We start from the raw sequence: 26,103 nt of genomic DNA, 5'->3' as shown, positions 1-26,103 counted from the left end.
CTAGGTAGGATTACGGAGGGCGCTACGCATTTTTCCCCAATTCGCGGCGCGCCGAGAATATGGCATTCCCACTCGCGCAGGGCGACCTGCAGAAAGCTCTGATTTTTCAGCATGATAGAATAAGCGATTTCAAGTGGCGCGCAGGATTTAAAAGCAAAGAAGTCATGCGACAGAAACAAAATAGCGTCTCAAAACGCGCATAGATCATGGCGTTTGGCCAAACTTGATATTGCGCCAGTATTTTCCGGCCGATATACGACGCCCATGGCGAGCGCGCTCCGGTCCCGGAGGCTCACGAAGCAATTTTGGGCGGCAGGCCCGAGAAAACATAACAGCGCTTAGATTGCATTTAGGCAGGGGCTTTGATTAATGTATATTGTCGTAGACGAGCGGCAGATGGTTACATCGGGATACGTCGCGAGTTTCAAGCGGGAAGGGGTCTCATCTCTGGGGCTGTTTTCCGGTGAATTTCACGAATGGCTGGAGACGGCGACGGAAACCGACCTCGACGCAATTGAGGGCTTCCTGCTGGGCGATTTCGATGAGCGTCTGCGATGCGCCGAGAGCATCCGTAGGTGCTCCAAGGCACCGATTATTGCGCTGAGTGACGTCCGCTCTCTTGAAGAGACGCTCGAACTCTTCACCGCCAAGTTCGATGACGTGGTCCGCAAGCCCGTTCACGTCCGCGAGATTCTGGCCCGCTCGGAAGCGATCTGGCGCCGGGTCAACGGCCACAAGCCTCAGGCGAACACCGATCGCATCCAGGTTTTCTACGATGGCCGCGACGCTGAAATCGATGGCGTCGCTTTCAACATTCCCCGGCGAGAGCTTCAAATCCTCGAGTATCTGGTCCGCAACCAGGGCCGCCGCGTGAACAAGACCCAGATCTACAACGCCATCTACGGGCTCTACAAGGAGGACGTGGAAGAGAGCGTCATCGAGGGGCACGTCAGCAAGCTCCGCAAGAAGCTCCGCCAGCGCCTCGGCTATGATCCCATCAACGCCAAGCGCTTCCTGGGCTATTCCTACGTGGGCGCGCACGCCTGAACCTGCGCCTTAGGTATTTTCCCGTAGAGGATTTATTCCACCCTTTTTGGCACAAGCCAAGCCCGGTTTCGGGAATTCCAGAGAGGGCTGTAGAAAAAGCTTCTCGTCAAACACCGCGGCGAGATCTTTCTCGCTCGGCTTTTCGTGCACGGTGTGTTTTGCGGCAGATCAATTAAATCGGACTGCCAATTTTGTAATCCTGCAGCGCGCAGCAGGTCGATTTTTCCCGGGCGGCGGCCTGGATCGCCCTGATCAGGAAATTCGTTCAGGCCGCTGGCCAATATCAATCATCCCAAACGAAGGGGCTTAGGGTGCGTTTTCTCAATAATCTCCGTCTCATAACCAAGTTGGCCATCCCCATGATGGTCTTCGTTGCGGTCTCGGTGGGCCTCATCTTTTTTGCAAAGTCCGGCCTCGACACACTGGCGGACAATTCGAAGTCGCTGGTCGACATCGATGCAACGCGTCTCACGGCTGCGCTGTCGGCCAACGCCGAGGTGAACGAAGCCTCGACGCAGGAAAAAAACCTTCTGCTCACCAGTGCAAGCGACCTCGAGCGGCGGAAGAGCGCCTATGCGGTTTATGAGCAATATAAGAAGATGGCGCTTGAACACGCCGACGAGCTTGTCCGTCTTGCGCCCTCGCCGGAGCGCCGCGCTGCCAATGAAAAGCTGAAGGATCTTATCCAGAGGTATTTCGCCGAGACCGATAAGAGCATCGCGCTTGGGCTCAAGGGTGAGGACCAGGCGGCTCTGCAGATTTCCAATGGCACGGCCCGCGATCTTCGGATGTCCCTCCGTGACGCGTTCAAAGACCGTATCACTGCCAACAGAGCGGATCTCGAGAAGGCCAAGGTTGATGACGCCGAGCTGGCGGCAGCCACGGTCTCGTCTCTATTGGTGTCCGCCGTTGTTGGTATTCTCGCGGCCCTCGGGATGATCGGGGCGATCTCGATCTTCGGGATCGTGCGCCCGCTCACTGCCATGACGGGTGCCATGGGTCGCCTCGCGGAAGGTGATTTGACGGTCGAGGTGAACGGCGCTGAGCGCAATGACGAGGTCGGAGCCCTGGCGCGTGCCCTTCAGGTCTTCAAGGACAATGCGATCGAGGCCCGCCGCGTGGCGGCTGCCCAGGAAGCCGAGAACGAGGCCAAGATCCGCCGTGCTCAGCAGCTCGACGACCTGACCAAGCGGTTTGAGGCGAACGTCTCGGCTTTGACCAGCGGCCTTGCTTCCGCGGCCACCGAAATGGAAGCCACGGCCCAATCGATGACCAACGTGGCCGATCGGACTAACCACCAGACCGTGACGGCGGCCAGTGCGGCCGAGCAGACCTCGGCCAACGTACAGACGGTGGCGGCTGCGACCGAGGAACTCTCGATCTCCATCCGCGAGATTGCGGGCCAGGTGTCGAAGTCATCCCAGATTGCCGAGAAGGCCGTTGCCGACGCCCAACGCACGAACGAGATGGTGCAGATGCTGTCGACGTCCGCCGAGAAGATCGGCAACGTCATTGCCCTGATCAACAACATCGCGGGTCAGACCAACCTTCTAGCTCTCAACGCCACGATCGAAGCGGCCCGCGCGGGTGAGGCCGGCAAGGGCTTCGCGGTGGTCGCCTCCGAGGTCAAGGAGCTTGCCAACCAGACCTCGAAGGCCACCGACGAGATCTCCGCGCAGGTCGGATCTGTTCAGACGGCCACGAACCAGGCCGTGGAGGCGATCCAGCAGATCGCGGCGACGATCGCCGAGATGTCCCAAATCTCGATCTCGATCGCTGCCGCGATGGAAGAGCAGGGCGCTGCCACCTCCGAGATCGCCCGCAACGTCCAAGAGGCCGCGAAGGGCACGGAGCAGGTCACCGGAAACATCACCGACGTGCGTCAGGGCGCCGGTGAGACCGGAGCGGCCGCCTCGCAGGTGCTCAGCGCGGCTCAGGAGCTGGCCCGCCACTCGTCCGACCTCGGTGACGAGGTCGGCAACTTCCTGACGGGCGTGAAGGCGGCCTGACGATGCATTCCGGGCGTTGGCGAACCCGACGCCCGGTTCCTCGCCCGACACTTGATTCAACAATCTGCCCTACCGGGCTGTGGACTTTTTCAAATGGCACTCACATTGCGGTCAATTCGAAGCCGCGTCCTGCTTCAGGCGGGCGTGGGATTTGTGGCGGCCTGCGCGACGCTGACGTTCGTCGGCTCTCAGGTCATGATGGACTCGAGCCGGACGGACGCGACCGAAGCCGCTCGTAGCCTCCTGCGTCAATACAAGGGTGAGGTTCAGGCTGAGTTCGGGCGCGCGGTTTCGGCCGCTACCGTCTCGGCAGCGGCCATCGAGGTCCTTGCTTCCGGCGGCAACCCTGATCGCGACCAGATCGGAGAGGTCGTGGCCAAGACCGTTGCGGGTCAGCCGAACCTCCTCGGCATGACGCTGGTCTTCGAGCCGAATGCCGTCGACGGCAGGGACGACGAGTTCAAGACCCACAAATACTCCGATGCGACCGGACGTTTTGCTCCGTATTTCTTCTGGAAGACGGAACACGAGGTCGCCCTTGAAATCACCTCGATGGCCGATCAGGCCGCGATCGCGGAGTGGTACACAAAGACTCTCCGTGAAAACCGCACCGTGATCAGTCCCGCCGTCGTGGTTCCCGTGAATGGCAAGGATGTGCGGATGTCCACGGTGGCCGCAGTCGTGCACCGCCACAATAAGCCGATCGGGGTCATTACGGCCGATATGGCCTTGACGGAAATCTCCGACGTCATCGGGACGCTGAAGCCCTTTGGTGCCGGAACCGTGGGCCTGATCGGAACCGGAAATCGGTGGCTCGCCAACACTGACGCCGATCTCGTCAGCAAGCCGGTTGACGACAAGATCACCACCGATCTCCTCGCGCGCGTGGGAGCGGATGGCATCGCCGACACGGTCGTGAAGGATGCGACGGGAGCAGACGTCTACCGGGCCGTGATCAAGGTCCCGTTCCCCGGCGTGACCGACCATTGGGTTCTGTCGGTCTCCGTTCCGAGCAACGCCATGGTTGCAGGGGCGCTGGACGCGCGGACGTTCATGCTGGTGATGGGTATGGGCTTTCTCCTCCTGGCGCTCATCGGAGCATGGTTCTCCGCGCGCTCGCTCTCGCTCCCGATTGTTCGCATGACCGGCACGATGAAGACCCTTGCTCAAGGGGATACGAGCGTCGCGGTCACCGACATCGAGCGCAAGGACGAGATCGGCGCGATGGCCGGTGCGGTCCAGATCTTCAAGGACGCGCTTATCGCCAAGAAGGAGGCGGACGAAGCTGCCACCCTCGAGGCTGAGGCCAAGGCGCGCCGGGCGCAGGTCCTCGAGCAACTGACACGGCAGTTCGAGGCCAGCGTCTCGGTCCTGACGCAGTCCCTGTCGGCCTCGGCGACCGAGATGGAAGCCACGGCTGCCTCGATGACGGCGGTGGCGGATCAGACCAACGACCAGACCGTCAACGTGGCTTCGGCCGCGGAGCAGACCTCGGCTAACGTGCAGACTGTGGCGGCCGCGACCGAGGAACTCTCCATCTCGATCCGGGAGATCGCGAGCCAGGTGGCGGATTCCTCCCGCATCGCCAACCAGGCCGTGGACGACGCGAAGCGGACCGACGCCACCGTCCAGACTCTGTCGGAGACGGCCGAGAAGATCGGAACGGTCATCCATCTCATCCAGAACATCGCGAGCCAGACGAACCTGCTGGCCCTAAACGCCACGATCGAAGCCGCACGAGCCGGCGAGGCCGGAAAGGGATTTGCCGTCGTGGCATCCGAGGTCAAGGATCTCGCCAGCCAGACCAGCAAGGCCACCGACGAGATCGGAGCCCAGATCGGCGCCATCCAGGACGCAACGCAGGAAGCCGTCCGGGCCATTCAGAGCATCGTCAAGACGATCACGGAAATGTCGCGCATTTCGACCGTGATCGCCGCGGCCATGGAAGAGCAGGGCGCCGCCACGAGCGAGATCTCGAGAAACGTCCAGGAGGCCGCCCGCGGCACCGAGCAGGTGACCGGGAACATCGCGGACGTCAAGGCCGGCGCAAGCGAAACGGGTGCCGCCGCCTCGCAGGTTCTCAACGCGGCCCAGGAACTCGCCCGTAATTCGACGGGCCTCGGCCAGGAGGTCGAGCGGTTCCTGACCGGTGTCAAAGCCGCCTGAGCGTAGATCCTCCGGGCGCGCGGATGATGGCGCGCCCACCATCATGCGGCCCGCGAGAGTTGGATAAAGACAATGGATGACCTTCTGGTTGAGTTTTTGACCGAGACAAACGAGCACCTCGAAACGGTCGATGTCGAGCTGGTCCGGTTCGAGCAGGATCCGAATAACCAGGCGATCCTCAGCAACATTTTTCGGCTCGTTCATACCATCAAGGGAACCTGCGGGTTCCTGGGCCTGCCGCGCCTCGAGGCTCTGGCGCATGCGGCGGAAACCCTGATGGGCAAGTTCCGCGACGGCATGCCGGTGACCACCGCGGCGGTGTCGCTGATCCTGGCGACCCTCGACCGGATCAAGGAGATCCTGGCCGAGCTCGAACGCACCGGCTCCGAGCCGGACGGCACCGATGCCGATCTGATCGACGCCTTGGACAAGATGGCGTCCGAAGAGCCTGCTGTGGCCATCCCGGAGACGCAGGCGACGACGACTGTCGGGATGCTGGTGCACCAGGTTCTGGAGCGGGATCTGAAGCCCGGCGAAGTCTCCCTCGACGAACTCGAGCGGGCCTTCCAGGAAGCCCCAGGCCCGGACGCCGTGTCCACGACCGGCACTCTGAGCTATCAGGTCCTGGAGCGGGCCCTGAAGCCCGGTGAGGTATCGCTGGACGAGTTGGAGCGCGCGTTCCGGGAGGCACCGGGCCCCGATGCGCCCAGGGCGCCATTTCCGGCCTCCACGAAGCCTCCGGTGGCAGCTGCCGAGAGGAAGTCCGTTGATGCTCCCGAAGGCGGCGAGGGCGGCGAGTCGCATGCCGGCAAAGCCCAGACCATCCGCGTGAGCGTCGAGACGCTCGAACACCTCATGATGATGGTGTCCGAGCTGGTGCTGACGCGCAACCAGCTCCTGGAGATCGCGCGCCGCAACGCAGACGACAACGGCTACAAGGTTCCCCTGCAGCGCCTGTCGCAGGTGACCGCCGAACTGCAGGAAGGGGTGATGAAAACCCGGATGCAGCCGATCGGCAATGCATGGCAGAAACTACCGCGGGTCATTCGTGACCTGTCGACCGAACTGTCGAAGAAGATCGAACTCGTGATGCAGGGAGCCGATACCGAGCTCGACCGGCAGGTGCTCGAGTTGATCAAGGACCCGCTCACCCACATGGTGCGGAACTCGGCCGACCATGGCATCGAGAGCCCGGAGGAGCGGAGAGCCGCGGGCAAGCCCGAGAAAGGCACGGTCCGCCTCAATGCCTATCACGAGGGAGGCTCGATCACGATCGAGATCTCGGATGACGGCAAGGGGCTCAACTACGCGGCCATCCGCCGGAAGGTGGTCGATCGCGGGATCGCGTCCGAGGCCGAGGTCGAACGCATGAGCGAGGCGCAGGTCGCCAAGTTCATTTTTCATCCCGGTTTCTCGACTGCCCAAGTGGTCACCTCCGTATCCGGCCGCGGCGTCGGCATGGACGTGGTGAGGACCAATATCGAGCTGATCGGCGGGACCGTGGACATCCGTTCCGAGCAGGGGCGAGGCACCACATTCACGATCAAGATTCCCCTGACGCTTGCGATCGTCGCTGCGCTGATCGTGGCATCTCACGACCAGCGCTTCGCCATCCCGCAGATTGCGGTTCAGGAACTGGTCCGGGTCAGCGCCGGATCGGAGCAGTCCATTGAACGCATCAACGGCACGCCCGTGCTCCGCCTGCGGGACCGTCTGCTGCCGATCGTGCCACTCTCCAAGATCTTGGGTCTCGGGGGTGATGAGGAGATCAACGAAGGCTTCGTGGTGGTCACCCATGTCGGAAAGCAGCGCTTTGGCATCCTGGTCGACGGCGTGTTTCACACCGAGGAAATCGTGGTGAAGCCGATGTCGTCGAAGTTGCGCCACATCCAGTTGTTCTCGGGGAACACGATCCTCGGTGATGGGGCTGTCGTTCTGATCATCGATCCCAATGGGCTGGCCCGCATGGTCGGTTCGGGAGTCGGCGATGACAGGTCCGAAGGCGATGCCGTGCTCGAACCCGCAAGCGTGGTGGAGGACGAGGCGACGACGCTTCTTGTCTTCCGCGGCGGAGCCGAGAGCCTGAAGGCCGTGCCACTCTCGCTCGTGACCCGCCTCGAAGAGATCGACGCGTCCACGATCGAGTGGACTGCGGGTCGCCCGGTCGTTCAGTACCGCGGTCGCCTGATGCCTCTGGTGCCCTGTGACGACGCCCTGTCGATCAAGCGGGAGGGAATGCAGTCGCTCCTGGTGTTCTCCGACGGGGACATGACCATGGGGCTCGCCGTGGCGAGAATCGTGGATATCGTCGAGGACAAGCTGAATATCGAATTCGTCGCAGACAGGTCCGATCTGGTGGGGTCCGCCGTCATCCGCGGTACGACTACCGAACTCGTCAATGTCGCCCATTATCTGTCGATGATCGGCGCCTCATGGGGCCGCTCCGCCTCGAAGGAGGTCGGAACAAAAACGCTGCTTCTGGTCGACAGCTCGCCCTTCTTCCGGGACATGCTGGCTCCGGTCCTCAAAGCGTCCGGTTACCGCGTTCATGCCGCGTCGGGTGCCCAGGACGCCCTGACTCAGCTCGCCGGAGGCCTGAAGGTCGACGTTGTGGTGACGGCGCTCGAGCTGCCGGATCATTCCGGCCTCGATCTGGTTGCCGCCCTTCGCGGTAATGGTCACAGCGCTATGCCGGTCATCGGCCTGACCGTGTCGGAGGATTCTGAGCAGATCGCGCTGGCGCACAAGCTCAACGTCACGGACATGATTTCGAAGGTCGACCGCCGCGGCCTTCTCTCGGCACTCGCGGAACTGGGGCCAAACCTCGGAAAGGCTGCATGATGATGAAACCCGCAAATATGAACACTCCCGGCCGGACCATCGGATTTTCGAGAGCGGCTGAATTCGTCACCGTCACGGTCGCCGGCCAGATGCTCGGGCTGCCGATCAACCAGGTTCATGACGTTTTCGTCGTGAGCGAAATGACCACCGTGCCATTGGCCCTGCCCGAAATTGCGGGCCTCTTGAATCTCCGCGGCCGTGTGGTGACGGCGGTCTCGCTGCGCCGGCGGCTCGGCCTCACGGATCCCGATTCGACCGAGCGGAGAATGGCCGTCGGACTGGAGCATGGCGGGGAGGCCTATGGCCTTCTCGTCGACGAGGTGGGTGAAGTGCTCAAGCTTGACCCCGATGCGATGCAGCCCAATCCGGTCCACATGGACAGCCGCTGGGTTGGGTTGTCACAAGGTGTGCATCAGCTCCAAGACAAGCTCCTGATTATTCTTGACGTTGACGCAGTTCTTACGTTTGAAACGGAGCGCGAAGCCGCATAGCCGCGATATAATACCGCGAACAAATTTCTCATGACAAATTGGGACATAACACCGTGAACTTTGATCTTTCTACTCCGATTCTCGTTGTCGACGATTATCAGACGATGGTGAGAATTCTCCGCAACCTGCTCAAGCAAATCGGCTTCAACGATGTCGACGACGCGTCCGATGGCGCCGCGGCTCTGGCAAAGCTGAAGGAAAAGAAATACGGGCTCGTTATCTCGGACTGGAACATGGCGCCCATGACCGGGTATGAACTGCTCCAGCAGGTGCGGGCTGATTCCGATTTGAACGCGCTTCCGTTCATCATGGTCACGGCCGAGGCCAAGACCGAGAACGTCATTGCAGCCAAGAAGGCCGGCGTGAACAACTACATCGTCAAACCCTTCAACGCGGAAACCCTGCGATCGAAGATCAGCACCGTCTTTGGTGAGTGAGTTCTCCCCCGGTAAGATCATGAAACCACAGAGAATGTATCGCATTGAGGGCCGTCGGGCCGTACCGATCGCCGACGGAGAGGCCGTTGAGCGGCACCTCGAAATCATGAGCGCGCTGAGCGTCATCAAAGAGAGTCTTGCCCCGGCACGAGAGGTGTCGGCCTCCCTGATCGAGGAGCACCGGCGGGACATGCAGGAAGCGCTCCGCTTGAAGGTGGAGCTCGACTCTATTTCCGAGGCGATCCAGCGCACGAAGCTGGAGATCGCGACGCTGCACTATGCAGGGGCGAAGGGCCAGGAGATGGCCCGCGTGACCGACGAGCTCGGGGCGATCGTGATGGGAACCGAGACGGCGACGAACACGATCCTCGCCTCGGCCGAGCGCATCGAGGAACTGGCTGGAAACCTGGCAGCGCGGTTAGCCGGCGGTGATAAGGATTACGTTCGCGAAATTTCCGATCACGTGATCAGCATCTTCGAGGCCTGCAATTTCCAGGACATCACTGGTCAGCGGATCGAGAAGGTCGTCACGGCGATGCGCTTCGTCGAGGAGCGTGTCGGCCAGATGATTCAGATCTGGGGCGGACTGGAGAGCTTCAAGGATGTTCCGATGCTCGAGGCTCCCGACCGAGTTGGCGACAAGGCGCTGCTCAACGGTCCCTCGCTCGCGACGGACGCCGGTGTGACGTCACAGGACGCGATCGACGCCCTGTTCAATTAATGATCTTCACGCAGAGGGTGTAACATAGGGCGGTGTCGATCATCGTGAGGAGGTGCGCGATGGAGGACAACGTTTGGCGTCCGGCGCATCTGACGCTGGAGCAGATGGAGGAGCGTCGTCTGGCGGCCGCGGGGCTGTTGCGGCAGGGACGGTTCTCCCAAGCCGAGATTGCCCGCCAGTTGGGGGTCAGCCGCGCCAGTGTCTCTCGTTGGGCTGCTACTCTGGCTCAGCAGGGCCGGCCCGGATTGGCCGCCCGAGCCAGAACAGGACGAGCGCCCCGGCTTGATGAGAAGGCCTGGGCGCGTCTGGGTCGGCTCCTGGACCGGGGCGCCATGGCGGCGGGTTTTGCCAGCGAGCGTTGGACCCTCAAGCGCATTGCCACCCTGATCGAGCGGGAGTTTCAGGTTCACTATCATCTGCGCTATCTGGAGCGGCCCCTCAAGGCGCATGGGTTTAGCGTGCCGCGCCCCGCCACCCAAGCCCGTGAGCGCGATGAGCTGGTGATCGCAGTCTGGCCCAAGCGGGACCGGGTCGCGCTCAAAAAAAGGCGCGCCGGGAGCACCGCACGCTTCTGATCGCCAACCCTGGCCTCGCCCTCACGGATGACGTCTTTCGCCTCTGAACCGTGCCTCGTCTTCCCGTTATTACGGAGATAAACATGGCACAGAATATCTACGACAATCCCGATTTCTTCTCTGGCTACAGCCAGTTACCGCGGCAGGTGCATGGGCTGGACGGCGCACCCGAATGGCCGGCAGTCCGGGCTATGTTGCCTGCGCTAACGGGCAAGCGCGTGGCCGATCTGGGCTGCGGCTTCGGCTGGGCCTCGCGCTGGATGCGCACACAGGGCGCGGTCTCAGTGCTTGGCCTCGATCTGTCGCATAACATGATCGCCCGCGCCAAGGCCGATAGCTCAGACCCCGCCATTGAATATCGGATCGCGGATCTCGAGATGCTGGAACTGCCCGAGGCGGCTTTCGAGCTCGTCTACAGTGCCCTAACGTTTCACTATGTCGAGGATTTCCGGCGCCTCACGCGCATGATCCACAAGACGCTGGTTTCCGGGGGAGATCTGGTCTTTACGGCCGAGCATCCGATCTTCATGGCGGCGGCCCATCCGCATTGGATCGCCGATGAAGACGGCCGCAAGACCTGGCCGGTCAACGGCTATTCGGTCGAGGGCGAGCGGCGCACGGATTGGTTCGCGAAGGGAGTGCTGAAATATCATCGGACTCTCGGCACGACGCTCAACACCCTGATCGATGCGGACTTCAAGGTGCGCCGGGTCGAGGAATTCGCCCCAACGCGCGAACAAATCGAGCAGGCGCCGGAACTGGCCGAAGAGCTTGAGCGACCGATGATGCTTCTAGTCTCCGCTCGAAAGACAGAAACGCGTTAAGCGTCAATCCGGTCGTGCCACATAACACGGGCGGCTCACGATCGACTGCTACTTCAAGATCTACGACCGACACAGGGAGCAGTCATCGAACGCTTTTGGTCAGTTATGGGTTCTGAACCTAAGGTCAGTGCGATCAGGGCCGGGCGCGTGAAATACCTATATAGGCGTCCGCTGCGCACCCGGGTTGTTTCGTCGGAAACCGTTGATCGTTCGGTTCTACCTCAGGCAGCGCACAAATGGTTTACCGTCAATTCGGATGCTTTGCGCACTGCGTGGTGTGATGCGAATAGAAGTGAGGGTGGCATCTCGCTTCTTCTCGAAGTCTCCCCAGAATTCGTGGCATGATAGTTTCAATGTTGCGCCGGTAGGGCCGCCATCGACGGTCGTGATCCGGCAGTGGTTCTCATACTGGTCGAAGGGCGGACCGGTCTTCTTGCTGCGCATGTCGATCAGTGTCCGTGAGTTGGGGCCCTCTTCGTCGTCACATTCGGCCTCGGATTGGGCCCAAATCCCCTCAAAGAACTGTCGTTCGCCTGTGCGGGTCGGCGCGTCGACGAGTTCGACCTCGTCCAGAAGAATGGGCGTCACGTGAAAAGTTTATAGCCGAAAATCGAGTTTGGTGATGGCCGTAGTGGTCCTTGAAACCGGTCTTTGAGAAAAATCTTGTCTCGCTCGGAGTGATTTTTCTAAATGAAAATCAGCTGACCCAACGGTGCAGCGTGGCGTTAAGAAAGTTCGCACGGCCGCCGGTCCCGGGACCAGAGGCGCAGTCGATCGAGGAAAGCCGCCATTCGGCCTGAAGGCCGTTGCTCCTACGGGAGGCACCTTCGTAATGGGAATGGCCCGCCGGGATCAGGGCGGCAGGGCATTCGAGGCAGACCGGATAGTGAATCTCGTTTCTGCCTGTGCTGCAGCCGAGATTGGGCGGCTGCGCCGCAGTGAGTATCTGGGAACAGCGGTCTAACGCTGGATCAGTGAAGTCCACGTCCGCGGAGTGGAAGCGCGCGGGCGTCGTCGTGCTCTCGAACTTCAAGAGCAAGGCTTTCGAGGCAGGACATAATGGCGTCGCCGCTCCTGGCAGCGAGGATGGCCGGCACGGAAACGGGTCCCAGGATGTCGTGGTCGCGTTCGAGAGCCATCACGAGACGCCCGCGGGAGTCCGGCGCGATGTGCAAGACGCGCCCTTCGATGGACGTAAAGTTGCGGTCCTTCAAGCTCGCCTCGGTCTCGAAGGCCCTCTGGATGTGGGTGGACGTCATCCGCCCCATGGCCTTGTTCCACGACAGTGGGTGCTGAATAATGGTATCGAGGCTGCCGAGTCGGCTGTTGATCTCTTCGTACCAAGGAACGAAGCGGTTAGACGAGTTCGGCCCTGTGTGGACCGCCTCGTCAGGCCCGTCCGGGTCCGAGAGGATACTGATGCCGATGAAGGCCCGTTGGCCAACAGGCTCCTGATCATCCAAATCAGCCAAGGCATCGGATTTGGCCTTGATCGACTCGAGAACGTCGTATCCCGGTTGGTGTTCCGCTGGATCTGGACTGATGGCGCAGCGACATAGCGTGCGGATCTGCCCGGGCAGGGCCATAGCGAGATCGGTGACGCGGAGAGGGTGATTGCAGATCTTGAGGGCTTCTCCCGGGGCAATCACATGGGCCATCTTGAACGATTCGGTCAGGATGTTGACTGCATCATCGGAACCCAAGAGGCCCTCGACTTCGTCCGGAGGACCTTCGACGGGGACCACGAACAGGTAGTTGACCATGATGAGGCTCTGCCCGGTGTCGTCATTCCGCTCGCTCAGAACCATGCTGGCGCAGTTACGCAGCCAACTCGTGAAGGGGGCGACCGAGTCGGCGCCAATGGCCTCGTAGATATCGTCGATCCTCTGCTCCAGGGCGGCGTCGAAGTCCGGCTCGTCCAGGAGAGTATGGGCCAGCTCGAGGGCCCGAACGCTGACATAGTTCCCTCGCTTCCACTGTCGCGCGAGGCTTAAGACCCGACTGCCCAGCGTCATATCTGTTATTTTTGCTGGGCGTCCACGATTTTTTGGCGTCATGGCAATAGTTCCTGTTTCAGAAATCCGTTTCTTGTAATTTGCTCCAGCAAAATGGTTGCCGTTACGGCACAACTAGCACGGTGGCCAATTTGGAGCAATTGTGTGGCATGCCACTGGCTGCTCGGGCGCAGACAGAACCAAGCGATATGGGGCGTTCGTCGCGCTTGGCAGGAGATGCTCGAGATTAGTAGGTCTCGGCAGGAGGGCGGGAAATTTCAACAAATCCGACGTTTGAGCAACTTTATTCCAAGAAATCAGTTGCCGAGAAGCGAACACCGCATCCGCCTGGCAGTCCGGCATGATCCTCGGGGACGGAACACCCAACTTCTTGGTCGGGCTGGTGCCCGCCATGAGTTGCGGTGCGGTTCCTCTTGGGTGCGCTGCGGTGATGACTGCGAGCCGTTAGCTCGTCTGGTCGACCTCGACGCCGGCGAGTTCCTTTTTGGCACTGGCAACAATTGCGTCGAAATCAACGCCCTTGAATCGACACAGGACGATCAGCGAGCCAAGGAGATACCAGATTTGATCCTCATGATCGCCCTCGAAATCACCGGCCTGCTTGTGCGCAGCAAGGGTCGCGCTGGCCCAGCCGAGGACCACCGCCGTGTCGATAGCATCGTTGGTGCGGGCTTCCGCGTCGGCAGGTGTTGCAGCGCGAAATAGAGGAACGACATCGGCGGTCAAAGGGAGTTCCTTGCTAGTGTGGGGCAGCGATCAGACCGGCGCGGATCACCGGGCTATGCCAGTCGGTTGGCGTCTGATCACGGATCAAGAGCGTGTGAATCGCTGATCTTTGATCTTGTATCGAAGAGCGACGCATGGCGCGCATGGTAGGTGCGGACATCTGTTCGGGTTGTGCCACTGGACGCCATCGGCCCTGAGGATGTCGTCCTAATAGAGGGTCGTTAGGAGATCGGCCGCGCTGACATCCAGAGTTCCGGCCCGGAGCGGTCGCTGGGGCCCCGGTCGCACTTTTGCCACGCGCGGGATGAAGAATGCCTGCGTGGGGGAGTCCCGGTGCGGGCCCTACAGCTCAAGAGAGGGCGGATCGACCGCTGCAGCTGGTGGGCCCGGTCAATCTGGAGCGGCGCCTATGGATACCCTGTCCCCGTTCAGCGCTTTGCAGGTCCAACACGCAGGCGGCTTCACCTTGGAGGAGTTCTTCAACCTCTCAGGTCAACAGGACGTTGTCGGAACCGCGGGCCTTACTGCGGTGGATTTCTTTCATGCCGCGCAATGGACCTACCACCACCTCACTGAGCTGCCTCCATCCCCCTTCACGCTTGTGGAGGAGGGCTTCAACGAGAACTCGGGCTTTTACGGTGCCGCGCTGCAAGTCGACGGTCCCGGTCAGGCAGATCAGATCGTCGTCGCCTTCGAGGGGACCGACCCCTCCAGTGACCTCTTCAAGACCAACCCTGTATTTGTGGCGGCTCAACTCGCCGCGGATGCCCAGGTCTACCGCGGTCAGGTCCCGGATGCGTATACGGATGCCCTCAACTTCACGAAAGATGTCATCGAGGCCGCAGAGGCGCGGGGGATCTCAAAAGAAGACGTTCATGTGACGGGCCACTCCCTTGGCGGAGCCGAAGCACAATATGTAGCCGCGCAACTCGACCTTGACGGCCTGACCTTCGGTGCTCCCGGGATTGCGGCTTCTGCGATCCCGGACGGCAGCACACCGGAAGTGACGAACTACGTGGTGTATGGCGACCCTGTCGGGAACTACAGTGCGGACCCGCCGAACCGATTGAGCAACATCCTCTTCAGCGACGACATCATCCATTTCGGCGACGTAAAATTTATCGGTTCGTTACTGGGTGCACTGCAACTGAATGCCGCCAATAGTCTTCTCGCCCCGGACAACACCATTTCTGAGAAATTGGGAGGGCTCGCCTTGTTGGCTGATGCAGTCGACAAGTACCACCTGCCCCATGCTTACGAGAACGCGCTGGATTCCCTCATGGGCGCCGGCACCATGGCCAGTGGTTGGTTTGACCACGTTGCCCGGGTTCACGGTGCTGATCTGTGGACCTGACCCGCATCGCTTGCGTGAAGGAGCTATGAGGGGCAGCGTCCTCACTGCCTCTCGATACGACGCCAAAGGTTTTACTCCGTATCATCAGCGTCATTTCACTTTCGCTTCTTGCGGGACGTGCTTCTGCGACGGAAGTTCGATATTCCTGCGCGGATGGCAGATCCCTGACGGCGATCTTCTCCCCTCTAGGCGCCGGACCGGGATCAGTACGTTTGTCCATTGCAGGACTGCGCACCGAAATCACCTTGCCTCAAGTGCTCTCGGCGGATGGCGGCCGCTATGCGAGCGATGGAACCGAGTTTTGGATCAAAGGCAACGGGGCGCGACTGACGCTCGGTGGTTCGGCTACCGCTTGCGACGCCATGCCTAACTAAGCTGCGTCGTTTTGGGATCCGAGCTCGAGAGGGTTTCCTCGACCAAGCGACGGGTTTGGGAAAGGATCTGGTCGAGGGCCCCTAGCACGGCTGCGTCGGTCTCTCCGCTGTTGAGGACGACGCGGGCGATGAGTCGGGCGAGGGCTTCGGTGCCTGTAGCCTTCAGCCTCGCGGGATCGCGGGCGGGTTTCAGGCACTCCTGGGCCCGCTGGCCAAGGAGGGCCACGGCCACGAGGTCCTCAGGAACTATGTTGAGGCCCTCCAGAGCGAGGATCGCATGCGCGGCCTCGCTGGAATACTGGTGTGCCGTGCCGTCGTGATGCTTGGCGCTGCGGGCGTTATAGAAGCCGAAAAAGCCGTTTCCATCCGCCGAGGCCGACGCTCTCCGGATCATGTCGAACGCAAAGGTATCGACGGGAACCGGTTCGCTGCACGAGTAAACCGGGCGAGCATAACGCTGCTCCTCGCCTTTCGCGGGGACGGCATTCTCGCGGACCACGGCCTGCATCCCGGAATATTGGGAGGAGATTGTATACGTTGCCATTGTGAGGGCATACGTGTTGCCGCGCCGCGGATCCGGGGCGCCATATCCCGCCATGGCGAGCTGCGCAGGGCTGACGGGGCCAGAGATGGTTTTGAAGGCAGTCATCCCGAAACCTATGGGGTGAAGCAATCAGGTGAGCGGCCTCAGTGATCGGCCGCATCGAGTTGTCGTACCGGAGAGGACAGTGGCTGCCTTCAGGCGGGAGCCGCTCTCTTTCTGTTCATCCACGGCTTGTCGTAGTCGCCAGCCATAATGCAGCCGAGCGGTTCGATCAGACCAACAACATCGGCGAGCCCGTAGCGTTCGATCTGAGCACGGACAATATCAGCCGACTTGTAAGCGAACGGCGTCTCGGAGATGTCCGGGCGGTCGTAGAAGAACCGAACGTCGATACCGTCGGTAAGTTCCCTGCCTTTGGGGCAGCCTTCGTGAGTTTGTTCGCCGTCGTGACAAGTGATGTCGCTGCCGATCCGGCCAAGCAATTCGGTCCTAACTTCTACACGCCGAACATGCAGCCTCCATCCTGGTTTGGGGGAGGGCGCGTGGAGGAACCAAATCTCGCTCCCGCTAAACCGTTTGGCGTTGTGGAAAACGGCGGCCGGCCTAACTGGATCGAAGTCTATGTCCAGGCAAACGGGGGCTGCGGTCTGCATCGCCATACACTCGATCCTACTTTTTGGCGTTGGGATAAGCAGAAATCGGCGGCTCCCCTTGGTAAGCCTGCCGAAGAGTGGACGGACGAGGATATTGCCACTGCGGGGAATGCCTACCGGGACTGTGAAAGGGAGCTCACCGAAGCGGTAGCTCAGAGGGGTGTTCGCCCGGGGCCCAATGAAGCCGAGGTCACAGATCAATTAGCGCGTCGGATCGAGCGCGATCTTGCCCAAATCGTTAGCCAAGCACGACGGCAATTGGCTCAGCGGGCAGTGCAAGAGCAGGCGCAAATTGCTCTCGCGGAGGCGAATGCTCAGAGAGCGGTTGAACAGGCTCAGCGGGACAGGAGAGTTGCCGAGGAGACCGCACGCCGAGCCGAGCTCGAGCAGAACAGGCTATCAGAGGCCCAGAAAGAAGCAGACCAGGCTCGGCTTGCCCGACAGCTGGCCGAGGAACGGTTGGTCTCTGCACGACGCGCGAGGGAGATCGAGGAGCAAACGCGGCGCGACCGCGAGGCAGCCGTAGCGATGGCTCGCCAAGCTGAGTCTGAGGAGCGCCGCTTGGCTGAACTCAAGGCCGAGAATGAACGTGCTCAACAGGAGAAGAAGGCCGCAGAGGAAAAGCTAGCTGAGATCCGGCGAGCCACCGAGGCAGAGGACCAACGGAGAAAGCTGGAACTCGCGGAGACGGCGAGACTGCAGGCGGAGCAGAATGCGACAACCCCCACACCACAGCCTTAACAGACGTCGCCTGTGGCTCCGGCACAAAAGTCTTCAAATGACGAATGCGCAAACACGGAGATCTGGCGTATCATCTTGAGCCAGTTCAATTTGACGGCTCAGGAGAACGGAGTCCAAACAGCTGTTGATCTCGTGCACGTGGCGACCGAATTGTTCGACGCCGATGAAGGTGAGCTTCACTGCGTCTTCATCGTGCGGCTCAATAATGGTCGGAAGCAGCGTTTTCGTACCCTGTTAGAGAAGAACTCGATGGGAGATTATTACGTGCGGTTCCAGCCGCAAGGACGACCCTACTAAACAGGTGATGGGGTGGAGCCGTGGGTACCGGGCAGTGGAAGCCATGTCCCCACGGCCGTCTAGAGTTGGAGTGCACCAAGTCCTTGCCGGCTCACCGTTTGATAGTCCCAGGTTGAACGCATTGAGTCTAGAAGCCCGGCAGAGTACTTTCGGTCGAGCGTCGGCAATCTGGAAGACCGTGGAAAGCGTTTCCTTGCCGAGGCCTATTTGCGTATCAAGATTGACGATGCCGGCCGGCTAGATTGGGTCCCCGTGGTCATGCTTTCCGGCGTGGAGGTCTCGTTTCCAGTCGGAGCCGTAGTGCCCCGGGATTGCAGCCAACTGTCGTCGACTTCTCGGGTCCTGCTTGCGAGGAAGTTGGCGGAGGTCTTTCACTGATTCGGCGGATGCTAGGTTCTTGCTTTATGTTAGGGATCGCGCGTCTCTGCGGCGTCGTTCCAGGAGGACTGCCTGATGGCAATTCGCAAGCTTGCTACAACCGTGGCCTTAGTGATCTCGTTCCCCGCGTTGATGGCGATGCCGGCTTGTGCCGATGAGCCCGTGAAGGTGAAGGTATTCATCGGCTCGATGTTCGAAATCGGTCAGAATACCGGAGACCGAGCCGGCGAGTTTCAGCATTGGTACGAGCGCTACTTCACCCAGAGCAAACCAATCACCGTCAGAGGTGCCCTCAACCCAGTCTACTGCAACGATGACGGAGTCTGCGGCTCTGTCCTGGGCATGGGCAAGGTCGCGTCGTCCTCTTCGGTTCAGGCGATCATCCTGAACCCGCAGTTCGACATGTCGGAGACCTACTTCATCATCAGCGGGGTTGCCGGAACGCCGCCCGAGCGTGGGACAATTGCCGATGTCAGCTGGGCGACCTGGCTCGTTGATTACGATCTCGGCCACCGCTGGGCTCCGGAGGAGGGAGAGCCCGGCGCCCCGACCTTCATGCCTCGCAAAGGCTATGAAAAGGTGCGGGTGTTCCCGCTCAACGCCGATCTGGTTGGGTGGGCGATGCACCTGACGGGCAAGACCAACCTGAAGGATTCCGAGTCTGCGCGGTCGTATCGCATGCGCTACCCGCAGCACGCTGCTCGGCAGGCACCTTCAGTGAAGACTGGCACCCACATGACGGGCGACACTTTCTTCCACGGGCCGGGCATGTCAGCCCAGGCGCAGTATATCGCCAAGCTTTATGGCGCCGACGACTATCTCATCACGGAGATGGAGGCGGCTGCCATCGCCCAGGTAATCCAGCGGTCGCTGGGAGACCGCCGGCTCCTTAGCCTGCGAGGAGCGGTGAATTTCGATCAAGGCAATCCGAACGAGACCACGCTCCAGCATCTCGATCCCGCCCCGGGTCAGACGGCCGGTGGTTTCGCCGAGACGGTCGACAACATAGCCACCGTGGGCAGCCGGATGGTGGACCACATCGTAGCTCATTGGTCCGAGTGGAGGGCCGGCGTCCCCCCGCTGCCCAATCCGTAGGTCGTAGCATAGGAGCGTGCCTTGATTAACGCGATGAGGCGGACAGTGCCGAAGGCCTGGCGTGCACTCGGAATGGCGACCTAGCCGCCGCCATTCGCTCGCTACCTGCCATTAGCCGCACATGCGCTGGAACGCTGATCTGGAGATAGGACCATCGGTCTCATCGAGACACCGGCCTACCGAGGTCGATCTGGGAACTGCGGTTACCCGCAGACTCATTCACGACGGAGAGGCAGGGACGGTCCCTTCTGCCAGCGGCGCTGGTTCCTCGCGCGGCCTCAGCAGCAACATGAGACCGACAGACAGGCTGAGAGCGGCCAGAAAGACGAACAAGCCGAGAAGTCCTGTCGGCTGGAGCGCGCTGAACGTGGCGTAAGTGACAACCGCAAGGCCTAAACCGCTGGCGAGCAAGAACCAGGCAATCTGGCGCAACGTCCCCAGCGACAAGTCCCAGCCTGTCGGAGTAGTCAGCAACGAGACAAGCACGAGAACCACGATGTTAGCGCTCATGCCGAGCCAGACCGGATGGATGCCATACAGGAAGTTCGCAATCCCCCAACCGCTGAGTTGATACCAGAGCATTCCGACCGCGAATCCGACGACCATGGAGGTCACGGCTGCCGAGCGGGTGGCCCCTTGCCACAACAGCACGGCCAGTACGGGGGCAAAGGTCGCAGAATTGCGCGCCGTCCACGCGAGAATGTTCCACCATGCCGACTGTTCGGAGCGAAGCACACCGAACAGAATCATGAGACCGGTGAGGAGGACGAGAGCCCATTTCGTATACCGAACGACATCAGCTCCGCTGGCGTGCGGGCGTATCGCTGTCATCACGTCCCGCCCGAGCGAGGTCGCCCCCGAGAACTGGCAGGGAGCCGCCCAGCCGAGCGCACAGGCCCAAATGCCGAGGAAGAACAGGCCGACCAGGGGGGCGGGCAGCACGGATTGCATGAAGTGCGGGACAGCAATCAGGCCGCGCGTATCGCCTGGAAGCGCAGAGGCAGCCGCCAAGCCCAGGAGCGCGGCTACGATTACGAAGGGCACCCCCATCCAGCACGCCAGGTAAAGCCCGCGCTGGCCCTCTTCGGGCGTGCGGCAGGAGACCGCCATCTGAAACGCCGCCTGCGCGAGTGGCACGTTGACAATAAAGGTGCCGAACCACGCTGCGATCTGGGTCATGCCAACGTTCGTCGCGTCGTACATCTCGGGATGTGACCGTGCCAGATCACCGAGCCCCCGGAGGCCCGGACCTACGAAAACCGCCACGATTCCGAGGACGAGCATCACCAGAAGAACGATGCAGTTGATGCTCTGCGTCAAGGCGATCGACCACATGCCGCCGCCCTGGAGATACGCAAGGAGCAGAACCGCCGTGATCACGAGCGACCCCAGCATGGGGATCCCGGTCGAGACATGGACGGCCGACGCGAAGGCCAGCGCCGTCGCCACCGACCACATCGGGAAGGCGAAGGCGGTGATCGCGCCCGCGATCGCGCGGGCCGAGCGACCGTAATGATCGCCAATCAGACCAGAAATCGTCACGAGCGCGCGCTCGCGGAATGGCTTGACGAGAATGAGTGCGATTAACGCGACCTGAAGCGTCTCCGCGACCCCGTACCAAGCTGCCGATATACCCTTGAGGTAACTGAGTTCGAGGACCGCGATAAAGGTCGAGCCGGAAAACAGTCCCGTGATACAGAATGCAACGAGCAGCGGTGAGAAGTTACGACTGCCGACGAAAAACCCGTCGGCTCCCTTGGCCGCTCGTCGCTTCGCGATTCGTCCTGCGGCAATCAGGATCCCCGTATAGGCGACTGCGAGCCCGATCACCCACTGTCCGTAAGCATCCATGGATCAGCCTGCCTTCTTCCAGTTCACGGTGATCTCGGCGCCGCTGTCCCGGATCAAGTTGTAGACGGGACAACGCTTCAGGACCGTCTCCTGGAACGCGGCGAGCTGAGCCTCATCGGCGTCGGTCGCCATCTCGACATTGACCTCGACGGACTGGAAGTGAGGAGACACGTTGGCTGAGCCGAACAGCCCGCGCTGGTCTACTATGCCGGCGCTGCTGATCTCCAACCTATCGAGTTGGAGCCGCTGCTCCTGAGCTACCAACTCGATGACGACGCCCAGACATCCATTCAGCGCACCGACGACATATTCCATCGGTGTGGGCGCCTCGTTCTGTCCACCGAGCTTCTCCGGTTCGGCGATCGTAAAGCCGAAATCCCGCACTGCCTGATCCGTGCGGAAGCGACCCTTCCAAGTTCCAAGCGCTCTGACGGTCTTCAATTGCGGCAACGCTTCAGCGCTCATGCGAACCATCCGGTTCTTAGGCGGGCGCGATCTCGATCCGGCTCCGGATCATCAAGATAGGTCGAGCCGCAGCACGCCTTCGATTGAGAAATGGAGGACCGCTTCGGGAGTGAGAGGTCCTCTGTAGAGGCCTTTATGCTTTTCCCGTTAATAGATGTCTATAGGAGAATAATAACTAAAATTTCATGTATATTGGACCGCGCGGTGTGGGATCAAGGGAACGGGTCCACGAACCCTTGCCTATACAGTGCTAGCTCAATGGGGCTCGAAGCGTGCAGTATTACGACTCGGCAGCCCGGACCATTGCAGGGAGCGGTTCCCTGCCGGTTTCCGCCGGCGTATCGAACTCGCCGGAGACGTCACCTTGCGAGTTTCGAAGCTAGGCGTAGTGGTGCCGAATGACCTGATAGAGGTCCCATGTGATGCTGGCTTCTTCGCTGACCTTTGGATTGTGAATCCCTAGCGATCCGGCGCACCGGTTGAGCCAAGCGTGATAGAGCTCGGCCCCTTCCGGTCTGGCGCGGATCGCTCGCCCTTCGATCGCAAAGTGGAACTGGCCGAGGTGCACCCGGCTGAGGAGCTCGAGAGCTTCCCTCAGGGCGTGGGCTTGATCATCGTCGAGTCGAACGGGTGCGCCATCCAGGTGCGTCTCAAAGATTGTCCGAAACGCACGGAGTATCTGTCCTTGCTTCAAATTTGGAGCGTAGGCCGAATGGGTTGCCGAGAAGATCCGGGCAGCGGCGTTCATCCGTTGACCGAAGGTCTCGTGGCTGAAAGCCGAGTCCAGAGATTCGGCTGCGTATTCGACGCGCAGGATCGCATCGAAGCGGCATTCCGCCAGGTCGAGAGCAAGCGAGATTGCATTCCGGCAGGCTCGGTGCTGGGCCGGCGTCAGCGTGAGTTCAATCATGAGAAAGCTTTGCGTAACAGAAGTTTGCCATCAGGCCCTTACGCCGCGAGAGGCTGTTGCCTGGCTTTGAGTAAGTCGCGAAGGATGATGGCTCGCTCGAAATTCTGAGCTTTGACCGCTTTGTCGAGCTCTGCTTGCAGGCGGGTTGCGGCCCTGGGATGCTGGCGAGAGCGGATCGTGTTGCCATCGAGGGTAAAGAGATCACGGGCCGAGACCTGATGGTAGCCCAATGGCTCCGGACCGTAAACGAAGAGCCACATCCCGTTGATGCCGCCGTATATGCCGCCGCGCTTGAGATAACCCTTGTGGTCACGGTAGTAGCGGGTGTCGCCGTGATGGAGAATTACGCCATCGGAGTCGCGACGATCCCAGGACTTCAGCTCTTTAACGCTTGGCCACCCGCTCTCATCGCGATCGAAGCGATGGATCCCCTTCCGCTTCTCGTGCTCGCCGTCTCACCGATTATTGAAATAAGCGAGCGGGTCAGGATTCGGGCTCGTAATGTCGACGGTCTCTACGAACCCCCACTCGAGTAGGAGTTCTCGAAGCTGCCGGAGCGTGAGCTCGAAGCGTTTCCTGACCAGATACGGCATGAGCCTGAATTTGCGGAAATCGTAACGGCCGCCGTTAGGATGTTCGCTGACGAGGGTCTGGTAAAACTCGAATCGGCAGCCGACCGGGTAGACTTCGGCGACGAACTGAAGGTCCCCGTGCCGCCCAGCCGTGTGGTATTTTGAGATCGGCCGGTGGTTGCGGTGGATCGTTTCGTCTCGGCCGACCGTAAAGCTGGCTTGGCGCAGACGACCGTTGAGCCGATTGAAACGCTCCCAGATCTGCGGCGTCAGGTCGAATGCTCTCGAGGGCTCAGGCCATGTGACGCCGAGCCATGCGGTCTCGCGATTGATGCGGAAACTGCCCGGTTCGGTCATAGTCTTACTCTGCAGCCAATGAAACGGTTTCGAGCGCGGCGAGGGCACGCTCGGCGTCGAGTGCTGCCATGCAGCCCATTCCGGCGGCCGTCACTGCCTGCTTATAGCGGTCGTCCGCACAATCCCCGCAAGCGAAAACAAGGGGTCGACTTGTTTCGACCGTGCCCGGAGCGACTCTGATATAGCCCGTGTCCGTGAGCTCCAGCTGGCCGCGGAAAAGGTCGGATGCCGGCTTGTGGCCGATCGCGACGAAGATCCCGTCGGCGCTCAGTTCGGAGACTTCACCTGTGATGACGTTGCGAACGCGTGCTCCGGTCACGGCGGCCGGATCGCTCTTGCCGAGGATCTCTTCGACAGCCGTATTCCAAACGACCTCAATCTTCGGGTTCTTGAAGAGGCGATCCTGCAGGATTTTTTCGGCTCGGAGAGTGTCGCGCCGATGCACCAGCGTCACCTTGCTGGCGAGGTTGGCAAGATAGAGCGCTTCCTCGACAGCAGTGTTGCCGCCACCGACCACGAGCACGGGCTTGTTGCGATAGAAGAACCCATCACAGGTCGCGCAAGCTGACAGTCCGGCCGATCTCCAGCGCTCCTCCTCGGGCAGGCCGAGCCATTTCGCCTGGGCCCCTGTGGCGATGATCAGAGCGTCGCAGGTGAAAATATCCCCGCTGTCGGCAAAGAGCCGGAAGGGGCGCCGGCTGAGGTCGACCTGGTTGATATAATCGTAGACGATCCGAGTGCCGACATTTTCAGCCTGGAGCCGCATTTGCTCGACGAGCCACGGACCCTGGACGGCTTCAGCGAACCCCCGGAAATTTTCGACATCGGTCGTGATCGTAAGCTGGCCGCCTGTCTGTATTCCGGTGACGAGGATAGGCTCGAGCATCGCGCGAGCGGCGTAGATGGCGGCGGTATGACCGGCCGGCCCTGATCCGATAACGAGGACCTTGGCATGCTTCGTGGACATCGTTATCTCTCGAGATGGTCATTCGATATTTTTGGAGGCGCAGAAGCGTTTTTTCAGAGCGCTTCTGCCCCGATCTCGTGCTTGAGATCCAAAATAAATTTTGAAATTCGTTCGGCGCGGACGGCCGCGAGCTCACGGCCGAGTCTGGTCTGGAACGTTTCGGGTAAGCCCAGAAGCTTGGTCCAGAAGTGATCGAGAGCGAAACGCGTTTCATCGAGTGGGCGGTTTTCCGCCATGGGGTCGGCAAGATCGTAGATTGGTCGATCAAGGCGGCCGCTGACCATGAACAGGCGGGCAATGCCAATGGCGCCGAGCGCGTCGAGGCGATCGGCGTCTTGAAGGATGCGGGCCTCGGTTGTCGTCGGGGCGATCCGGGCCGAGAAGCTGTGGGCCTCGATCGCATGAGCAACGGCCTGGATCCGCTCCTCGCTCCACCCCACCTCGAGAAGAAGGTCGCGGGCCGCAGCGGCGGCCATACGGGACGCCTGGGAGCGCAGCGGGGAGTTCTTTTCGACAGCGACGCAGTCATGCAGGAGAGTTGCGGTGGCCAGGATCTCGAGATCGCCTCCTTCGTCCATGGCGATACGTTTTGCGTTGGTCCACACCCGGATGAGATGGCTTTCGTCGTGAGCCGAATCGGCGGAGCCGGTGAGCTTCTGGGTTAAGGCAACGATGTGCTCATAGGGCGAGAACGCGGCGGCCCAGACGGGAATCTCGCCAGGGACGGTTGGATCGTTCGAGACTGGGTGGGCAGCTATCGCGAGAGAGTTTGGCATGGACGATCTTTGGTGGGGCCTCGGTCCCGATGAAGTATCTTTTCAGGCGCATCTCACACTGAGGTGGCGAGCTGTCGGACGATAACCGCAAAAGGGGTATGAGACGACTGTCGCGGGGAAGACCTCAGAGAGCGAGTGTCAGGTTCTGGCCGGATGGGATCCGCGACTGCTCCTGCCTGTATGAGCGCTGCCGCACCCAAAAAGGATCGAGTGATCGGGATGATCCGAATAGAGCTTTTCGAGCTCGCGATTTAGCTCAACGAACGGCTTGGCGGCATTGAGGAGGGCATCCGAGCTCATGGGGAAGGTCTTGGGTTTCGCGAGGAAAATTGGACGGCCCCGGGCCAGGCGTATTATGGGTGTCATGGCCGTCATGACACGCATGTGGGACGCTCCGTTGGGGGAGGGCACCCTGTTTGTGGAGTGTCCTCCCCGGGTTTCTGGAATTTTGTTCCAGCGGCTACCGAAGGTCGGGAGGAGTGCCATCCGTCACGAAGACCACTTCGAACTGGCCGACCGGCGCGGTGGCCGAACATTCGATTTTGGTTCGGCCCTTGTATGGGTTGCCGAAGCGGCACGTGCCGACCGCCCGATATTTTGCCGATCTGCCGCTGGCCGAGGTGATAATCATATCGACCGGCTGCGTCACGCGATCCGGGCCCTCGTTGATTTGCTGCGATCCGAAGCCACTAAATGTCAGGACCGTGTTCCCTGCCGTGAAATAAAATCCGGAGCGGCCATCCGAATAGGTTGAGTTGATTAGGATGTTTTTGCAGGGCTTCAGGAATTTGCCGGCATGGACAAGCTTAGCCTAAATTGCGCCGAAAGCCCTCTTCCTTCAGGGAGAGGATGGATGGGCGCATGTGGCGACAGCCGCACAAAACATCTCTTGAACCTTGGCCATTGGGTCGATATAG

26 protein-coding genes are annotated in these 26,103 nt (G+C 60.8%); 14 read left to right on the top strand and 12 right to left on the bottom strand.

Going from position 1 to position 26,103, the window contains the following annotated elements:
• Positions 1 to 369: 369 nt before the first annotated feature.
• From BN1233_RS37800 to BN1233_RS37760, 9 genes are all read left to right on the top strand, one after another.
• Entirely contained in the window at positions 370 to 1,047 is a 678-nt protein-coding gene (locus BN1233_RS37800; protein WP_046868826.1) for a response regulator transcription factor, read from the top strand.
• A 359-nt stretch (positions 1,048 to 1,406) separates the two neighbouring features.
• Entirely contained in the window at positions 1,407 to 3,056 is a 1,650-nt protein-coding gene (locus BN1233_RS50730) for a methyl-accepting chemotaxis protein (RefSeq protein ID WP_280139494.1), read from the top strand.
• Between the two features lie 93 nt (positions 3,057 to 3,149).
• Positions 3,150 to 5,222, top strand: a complete 2,073-nt coding sequence (locus BN1233_RS37790; RefSeq protein WP_046868824.1) for a methyl-accepting chemotaxis protein — start codon at positions 3,150 to 3,152, stop codon at positions 5,220 to 5,222.
• Positions 5,223 to 5,294: 72 nt separating this feature from the next.
• Entirely contained in the window at positions 5,295 to 8,063 is a 2,769-nt protein-coding gene (locus BN1233_RS37785) for a hybrid sensor histidine kinase/response regulator (RefSeq protein ID WP_046868823.1), read from the top strand.
• The gene (locus tag BN1233_RS37780) at positions 8,063 to 8,554 is read left to right on the top strand and encodes a chemotaxis protein CheW (protein WP_425311786.1); all 492 of its coding nucleotides are present in this window, start codon (positions 8,063 to 8,065) and stop codon (positions 8,552 to 8,554) included. Before BN1233_RS37785 ends, BN1233_RS37780 begins: the two co-directional genes overlap by 1 nt.
• A 53-nt stretch (positions 8,555 to 8,607) precedes the next feature.
• Positions 8,608 to 8,991, top strand: coding sequence for a response regulator (locus BN1233_RS37775; protein WP_074078456.1), 384 nt, complete (start codon positions 8,608 to 8,610; stop codon positions 8,989 to 8,991).
• Positions 8,992 to 9,010: 19 nt separating this feature from the next.
• Positions 9,011 to 9,712 (top strand): protein phosphatase CheZ, encoded by a 702-nt coding sequence (locus BN1233_RS37770; RefSeq protein WP_082145894.1) that lies wholly within the window; start codon positions 9,011 to 9,013, stop codon positions 9,710 to 9,712.
• Positions 9,713 to 9,771: 59 nt separating this feature from the next.
• Complete coding sequence (locus tag BN1233_RS37765) at positions 9,772 to 10,287, top strand: winged helix-turn-helix domain-containing protein (protein ID WP_046868821.1); 516 nt, start codon at positions 9,772 to 9,774, stop codon at positions 10,285 to 10,287.
• Between the two features lie 83 nt (positions 10,288 to 10,370).
• A complete protein-coding gene (locus tag BN1233_RS37760; protein WP_046868820.1) occupies positions 10,371 to 11,111 on the top strand; it encodes a class I SAM-dependent methyltransferase in 741 nt (246 codons plus the stop codon).
• A gap of 216 nt (positions 11,112 to 11,327) precedes the next feature.
• Here the strand turns inward: BN1233_RS37760 and BN1233_RS37755 are convergent, their stop codons facing one another.
• The 3 genes from BN1233_RS37755 to BN1233_RS37745 all read right to left on the bottom strand — a co-directional run bounded on the left by BN1233_RS37755 (position 11,328) and on the right by BN1233_RS37745 (position 13,852).
• Positions 11,328 to 11,699: a hypothetical protein gene (locus BN1233_RS37755; protein WP_052764106.1), complete on the bottom strand. Its 372-nt coding sequence runs from the start codon at positions 11,697 to 11,699 to the stop codon at positions 11,328 to 11,330.
• Between the two features lie 383 nt (positions 11,700 to 12,082).
• Positions 12,083 to 13,126 (bottom strand): hypothetical protein, encoded by a 1,044-nt coding sequence (locus BN1233_RS37750; protein WP_046868819.1) that lies wholly within the window; start codon positions 13,124 to 13,126, stop codon positions 12,083 to 12,085.
• Positions 13,127 to 13,570: 444 nt separating this feature from the next.
• On the bottom strand, positions 13,571 to 13,852 hold the full coding sequence (locus BN1233_RS37745) for a hypothetical protein (RefSeq protein ID WP_046868818.1): 282 nt from the start codon (positions 13,850 to 13,852) through the stop codon (positions 13,571 to 13,573).
• 409 nt (positions 13,853 to 14,261) lie between these two features.
• Between BN1233_RS37745 and BN1233_RS43830 the strand changes: the two genes are divergently transcribed.
• On the top strand, positions 14,262 to 15,206 hold the full coding sequence (locus tag BN1233_RS43830) for a Tle-like phospholipase domain-containing protein (protein WP_048710454.1): 945 nt from the start codon (positions 14,262 to 14,264) through the stop codon (positions 15,204 to 15,206).
• A 44-nt stretch (positions 15,207 to 15,250) separates the two neighbouring features.
• Entirely contained in the window at positions 15,251 to 15,580 is a 330-nt protein-coding gene (locus tag BN1233_RS45485) for an MliC family protein (RefSeq protein ID WP_074078455.1), read from the top strand.
• Here the strand turns inward: BN1233_RS45485 and BN1233_RS37735 are convergent.
• Positions 15,573 to 16,229, bottom strand: coding sequence for a hypothetical protein (locus BN1233_RS37735; RefSeq protein ID WP_046868817.1), 657 nt, complete (start codon positions 16,227 to 16,229; stop codon positions 15,573 to 15,575). The two genes, BN1233_RS45485 and BN1233_RS37735, sit on opposite strands and share 8 nt — an antisense overlap.
• Before the next feature lie 41 nt (positions 16,230 to 16,270).
• Here BN1233_RS37735 and BN1233_RS47830 point away from each other — a divergent pair, with 41 nt between their 5' ends.
• From BN1233_RS47830 to BN1233_RS37715, 3 genes are all read left to right on the top strand, one after another.
• The gene (locus tag BN1233_RS47830) at positions 16,271 to 17,518 is read left to right on the top strand and encodes a coiled-coil domain-containing protein (RefSeq protein ID WP_147707765.1); all 1,248 of its coding nucleotides are present in this window, start codon (positions 16,271 to 16,273) and stop codon (positions 17,516 to 17,518) included.
• Between the two features lie 75 nt (positions 17,519 to 17,593).
• Positions 17,594 to 17,815 carry a hypothetical protein gene (locus BN1233_RS37720; RefSeq protein ID WP_046868815.1) on the top strand — a complete coding sequence of 74 codons (222 nt, stop codon included), beginning with the start codon at positions 17,594 to 17,596 and terminating at the stop codon, positions 17,813 to 17,815.
• Between the two features lie 453 nt (positions 17,816 to 18,268).
• Positions 18,269 to 19,288, top strand: coding sequence for a purine-nucleoside phosphorylase (locus tag BN1233_RS37715; protein ID WP_046868814.1), 1,020 nt, complete (start codon positions 18,269 to 18,271; stop codon positions 19,286 to 19,288).
• Between the two features lie 219 nt (positions 19,289 to 19,507).
• Here BN1233_RS37715 and BN1233_RS37710 read toward each other — a convergent pair whose 3' ends face one another.
• The 8 genes from BN1233_RS37710 to BN1233_RS37670 form a co-directional block, all read right to left on the bottom strand.
• Positions 19,508 to 21,139, bottom strand: a complete 1,632-nt coding sequence (locus tag BN1233_RS37710; protein ID WP_046868813.1) for a sodium:solute symporter family protein — start codon at positions 21,137 to 21,139, stop codon at positions 19,508 to 19,510.
• A gap of 3 nt (positions 21,140 to 21,142) precedes the next feature.
• The gene (locus BN1233_RS37705) at positions 21,143 to 21,604 is read right to left on the bottom strand and encodes an OsmC family protein (protein ID WP_046868881.1); all 462 of its coding nucleotides are present in this window, start codon (positions 21,602 to 21,604) and stop codon (positions 21,143 to 21,145) included.
• Positions 21,605 to 21,983: 379 nt separating this feature from the next.
• Positions 21,984 to 22,514, bottom strand: coding sequence for a hypothetical protein (locus tag BN1233_RS37700; protein ID WP_046868812.1), 531 nt, complete (start codon positions 22,512 to 22,514; stop codon positions 21,984 to 21,986).
• A gap of 38 nt (positions 22,515 to 22,552) precedes the next feature.
• Positions 22,553 to 22,774, bottom strand: coding sequence for a UvrB/UvrC motif-containing protein (locus tag BN1233_RS37695; RefSeq protein ID WP_046868811.1), 222 nt, complete (start codon positions 22,772 to 22,774; stop codon positions 22,553 to 22,555).
• Between the two features lie 195 nt (positions 22,775 to 22,969).
• Entirely contained in the window at positions 22,970 to 23,443 is a 474-nt protein-coding gene (locus tag BN1233_RS37690; RefSeq protein WP_046868810.1) for a hypothetical protein, read from the bottom strand.
• A gap of 4 nt (positions 23,444 to 23,447) precedes the next feature.
• Positions 23,448 to 24,410, bottom strand: a complete 963-nt coding sequence (gene trxB, locus BN1233_RS37685; protein WP_046868809.1) for a thioredoxin-disulfide reductase — start codon at positions 24,408 to 24,410, stop codon at positions 23,448 to 23,450.
• Positions 24,411 to 24,463: 53 nt separating this feature from the next.
• Positions 24,464 to 25,186: an HD domain-containing protein gene (locus BN1233_RS37680; protein ID WP_082145890.1), complete on the bottom strand. Its 723-nt coding sequence runs from the start codon at positions 25,184 to 25,186 to the stop codon at positions 24,464 to 24,466.
• Between the two features lie 460 nt (positions 25,187 to 25,646).
• A complete protein-coding gene (locus tag BN1233_RS37670) occupies positions 25,647 to 25,835 on the bottom strand; it encodes a hypothetical protein (RefSeq protein WP_048710463.1) in 189 nt (62 codons plus the stop codon).
• Positions 25,836 to 26,103: the final 268 nt, after the last annotated feature.

Source organism: Microvirga massiliensis (assembly GCF_001006805.1).
Lineage (GTDB): Bacteria > Pseudomonadota > Alphaproteobacteria > Rhizobiales > Beijerinckiaceae > Microvirga > Microvirga massiliensis.
Note: the sequence above shows the minus strand (reverse complement) of the source record. Positions and strands in the feature narration are given on the sequence as shown.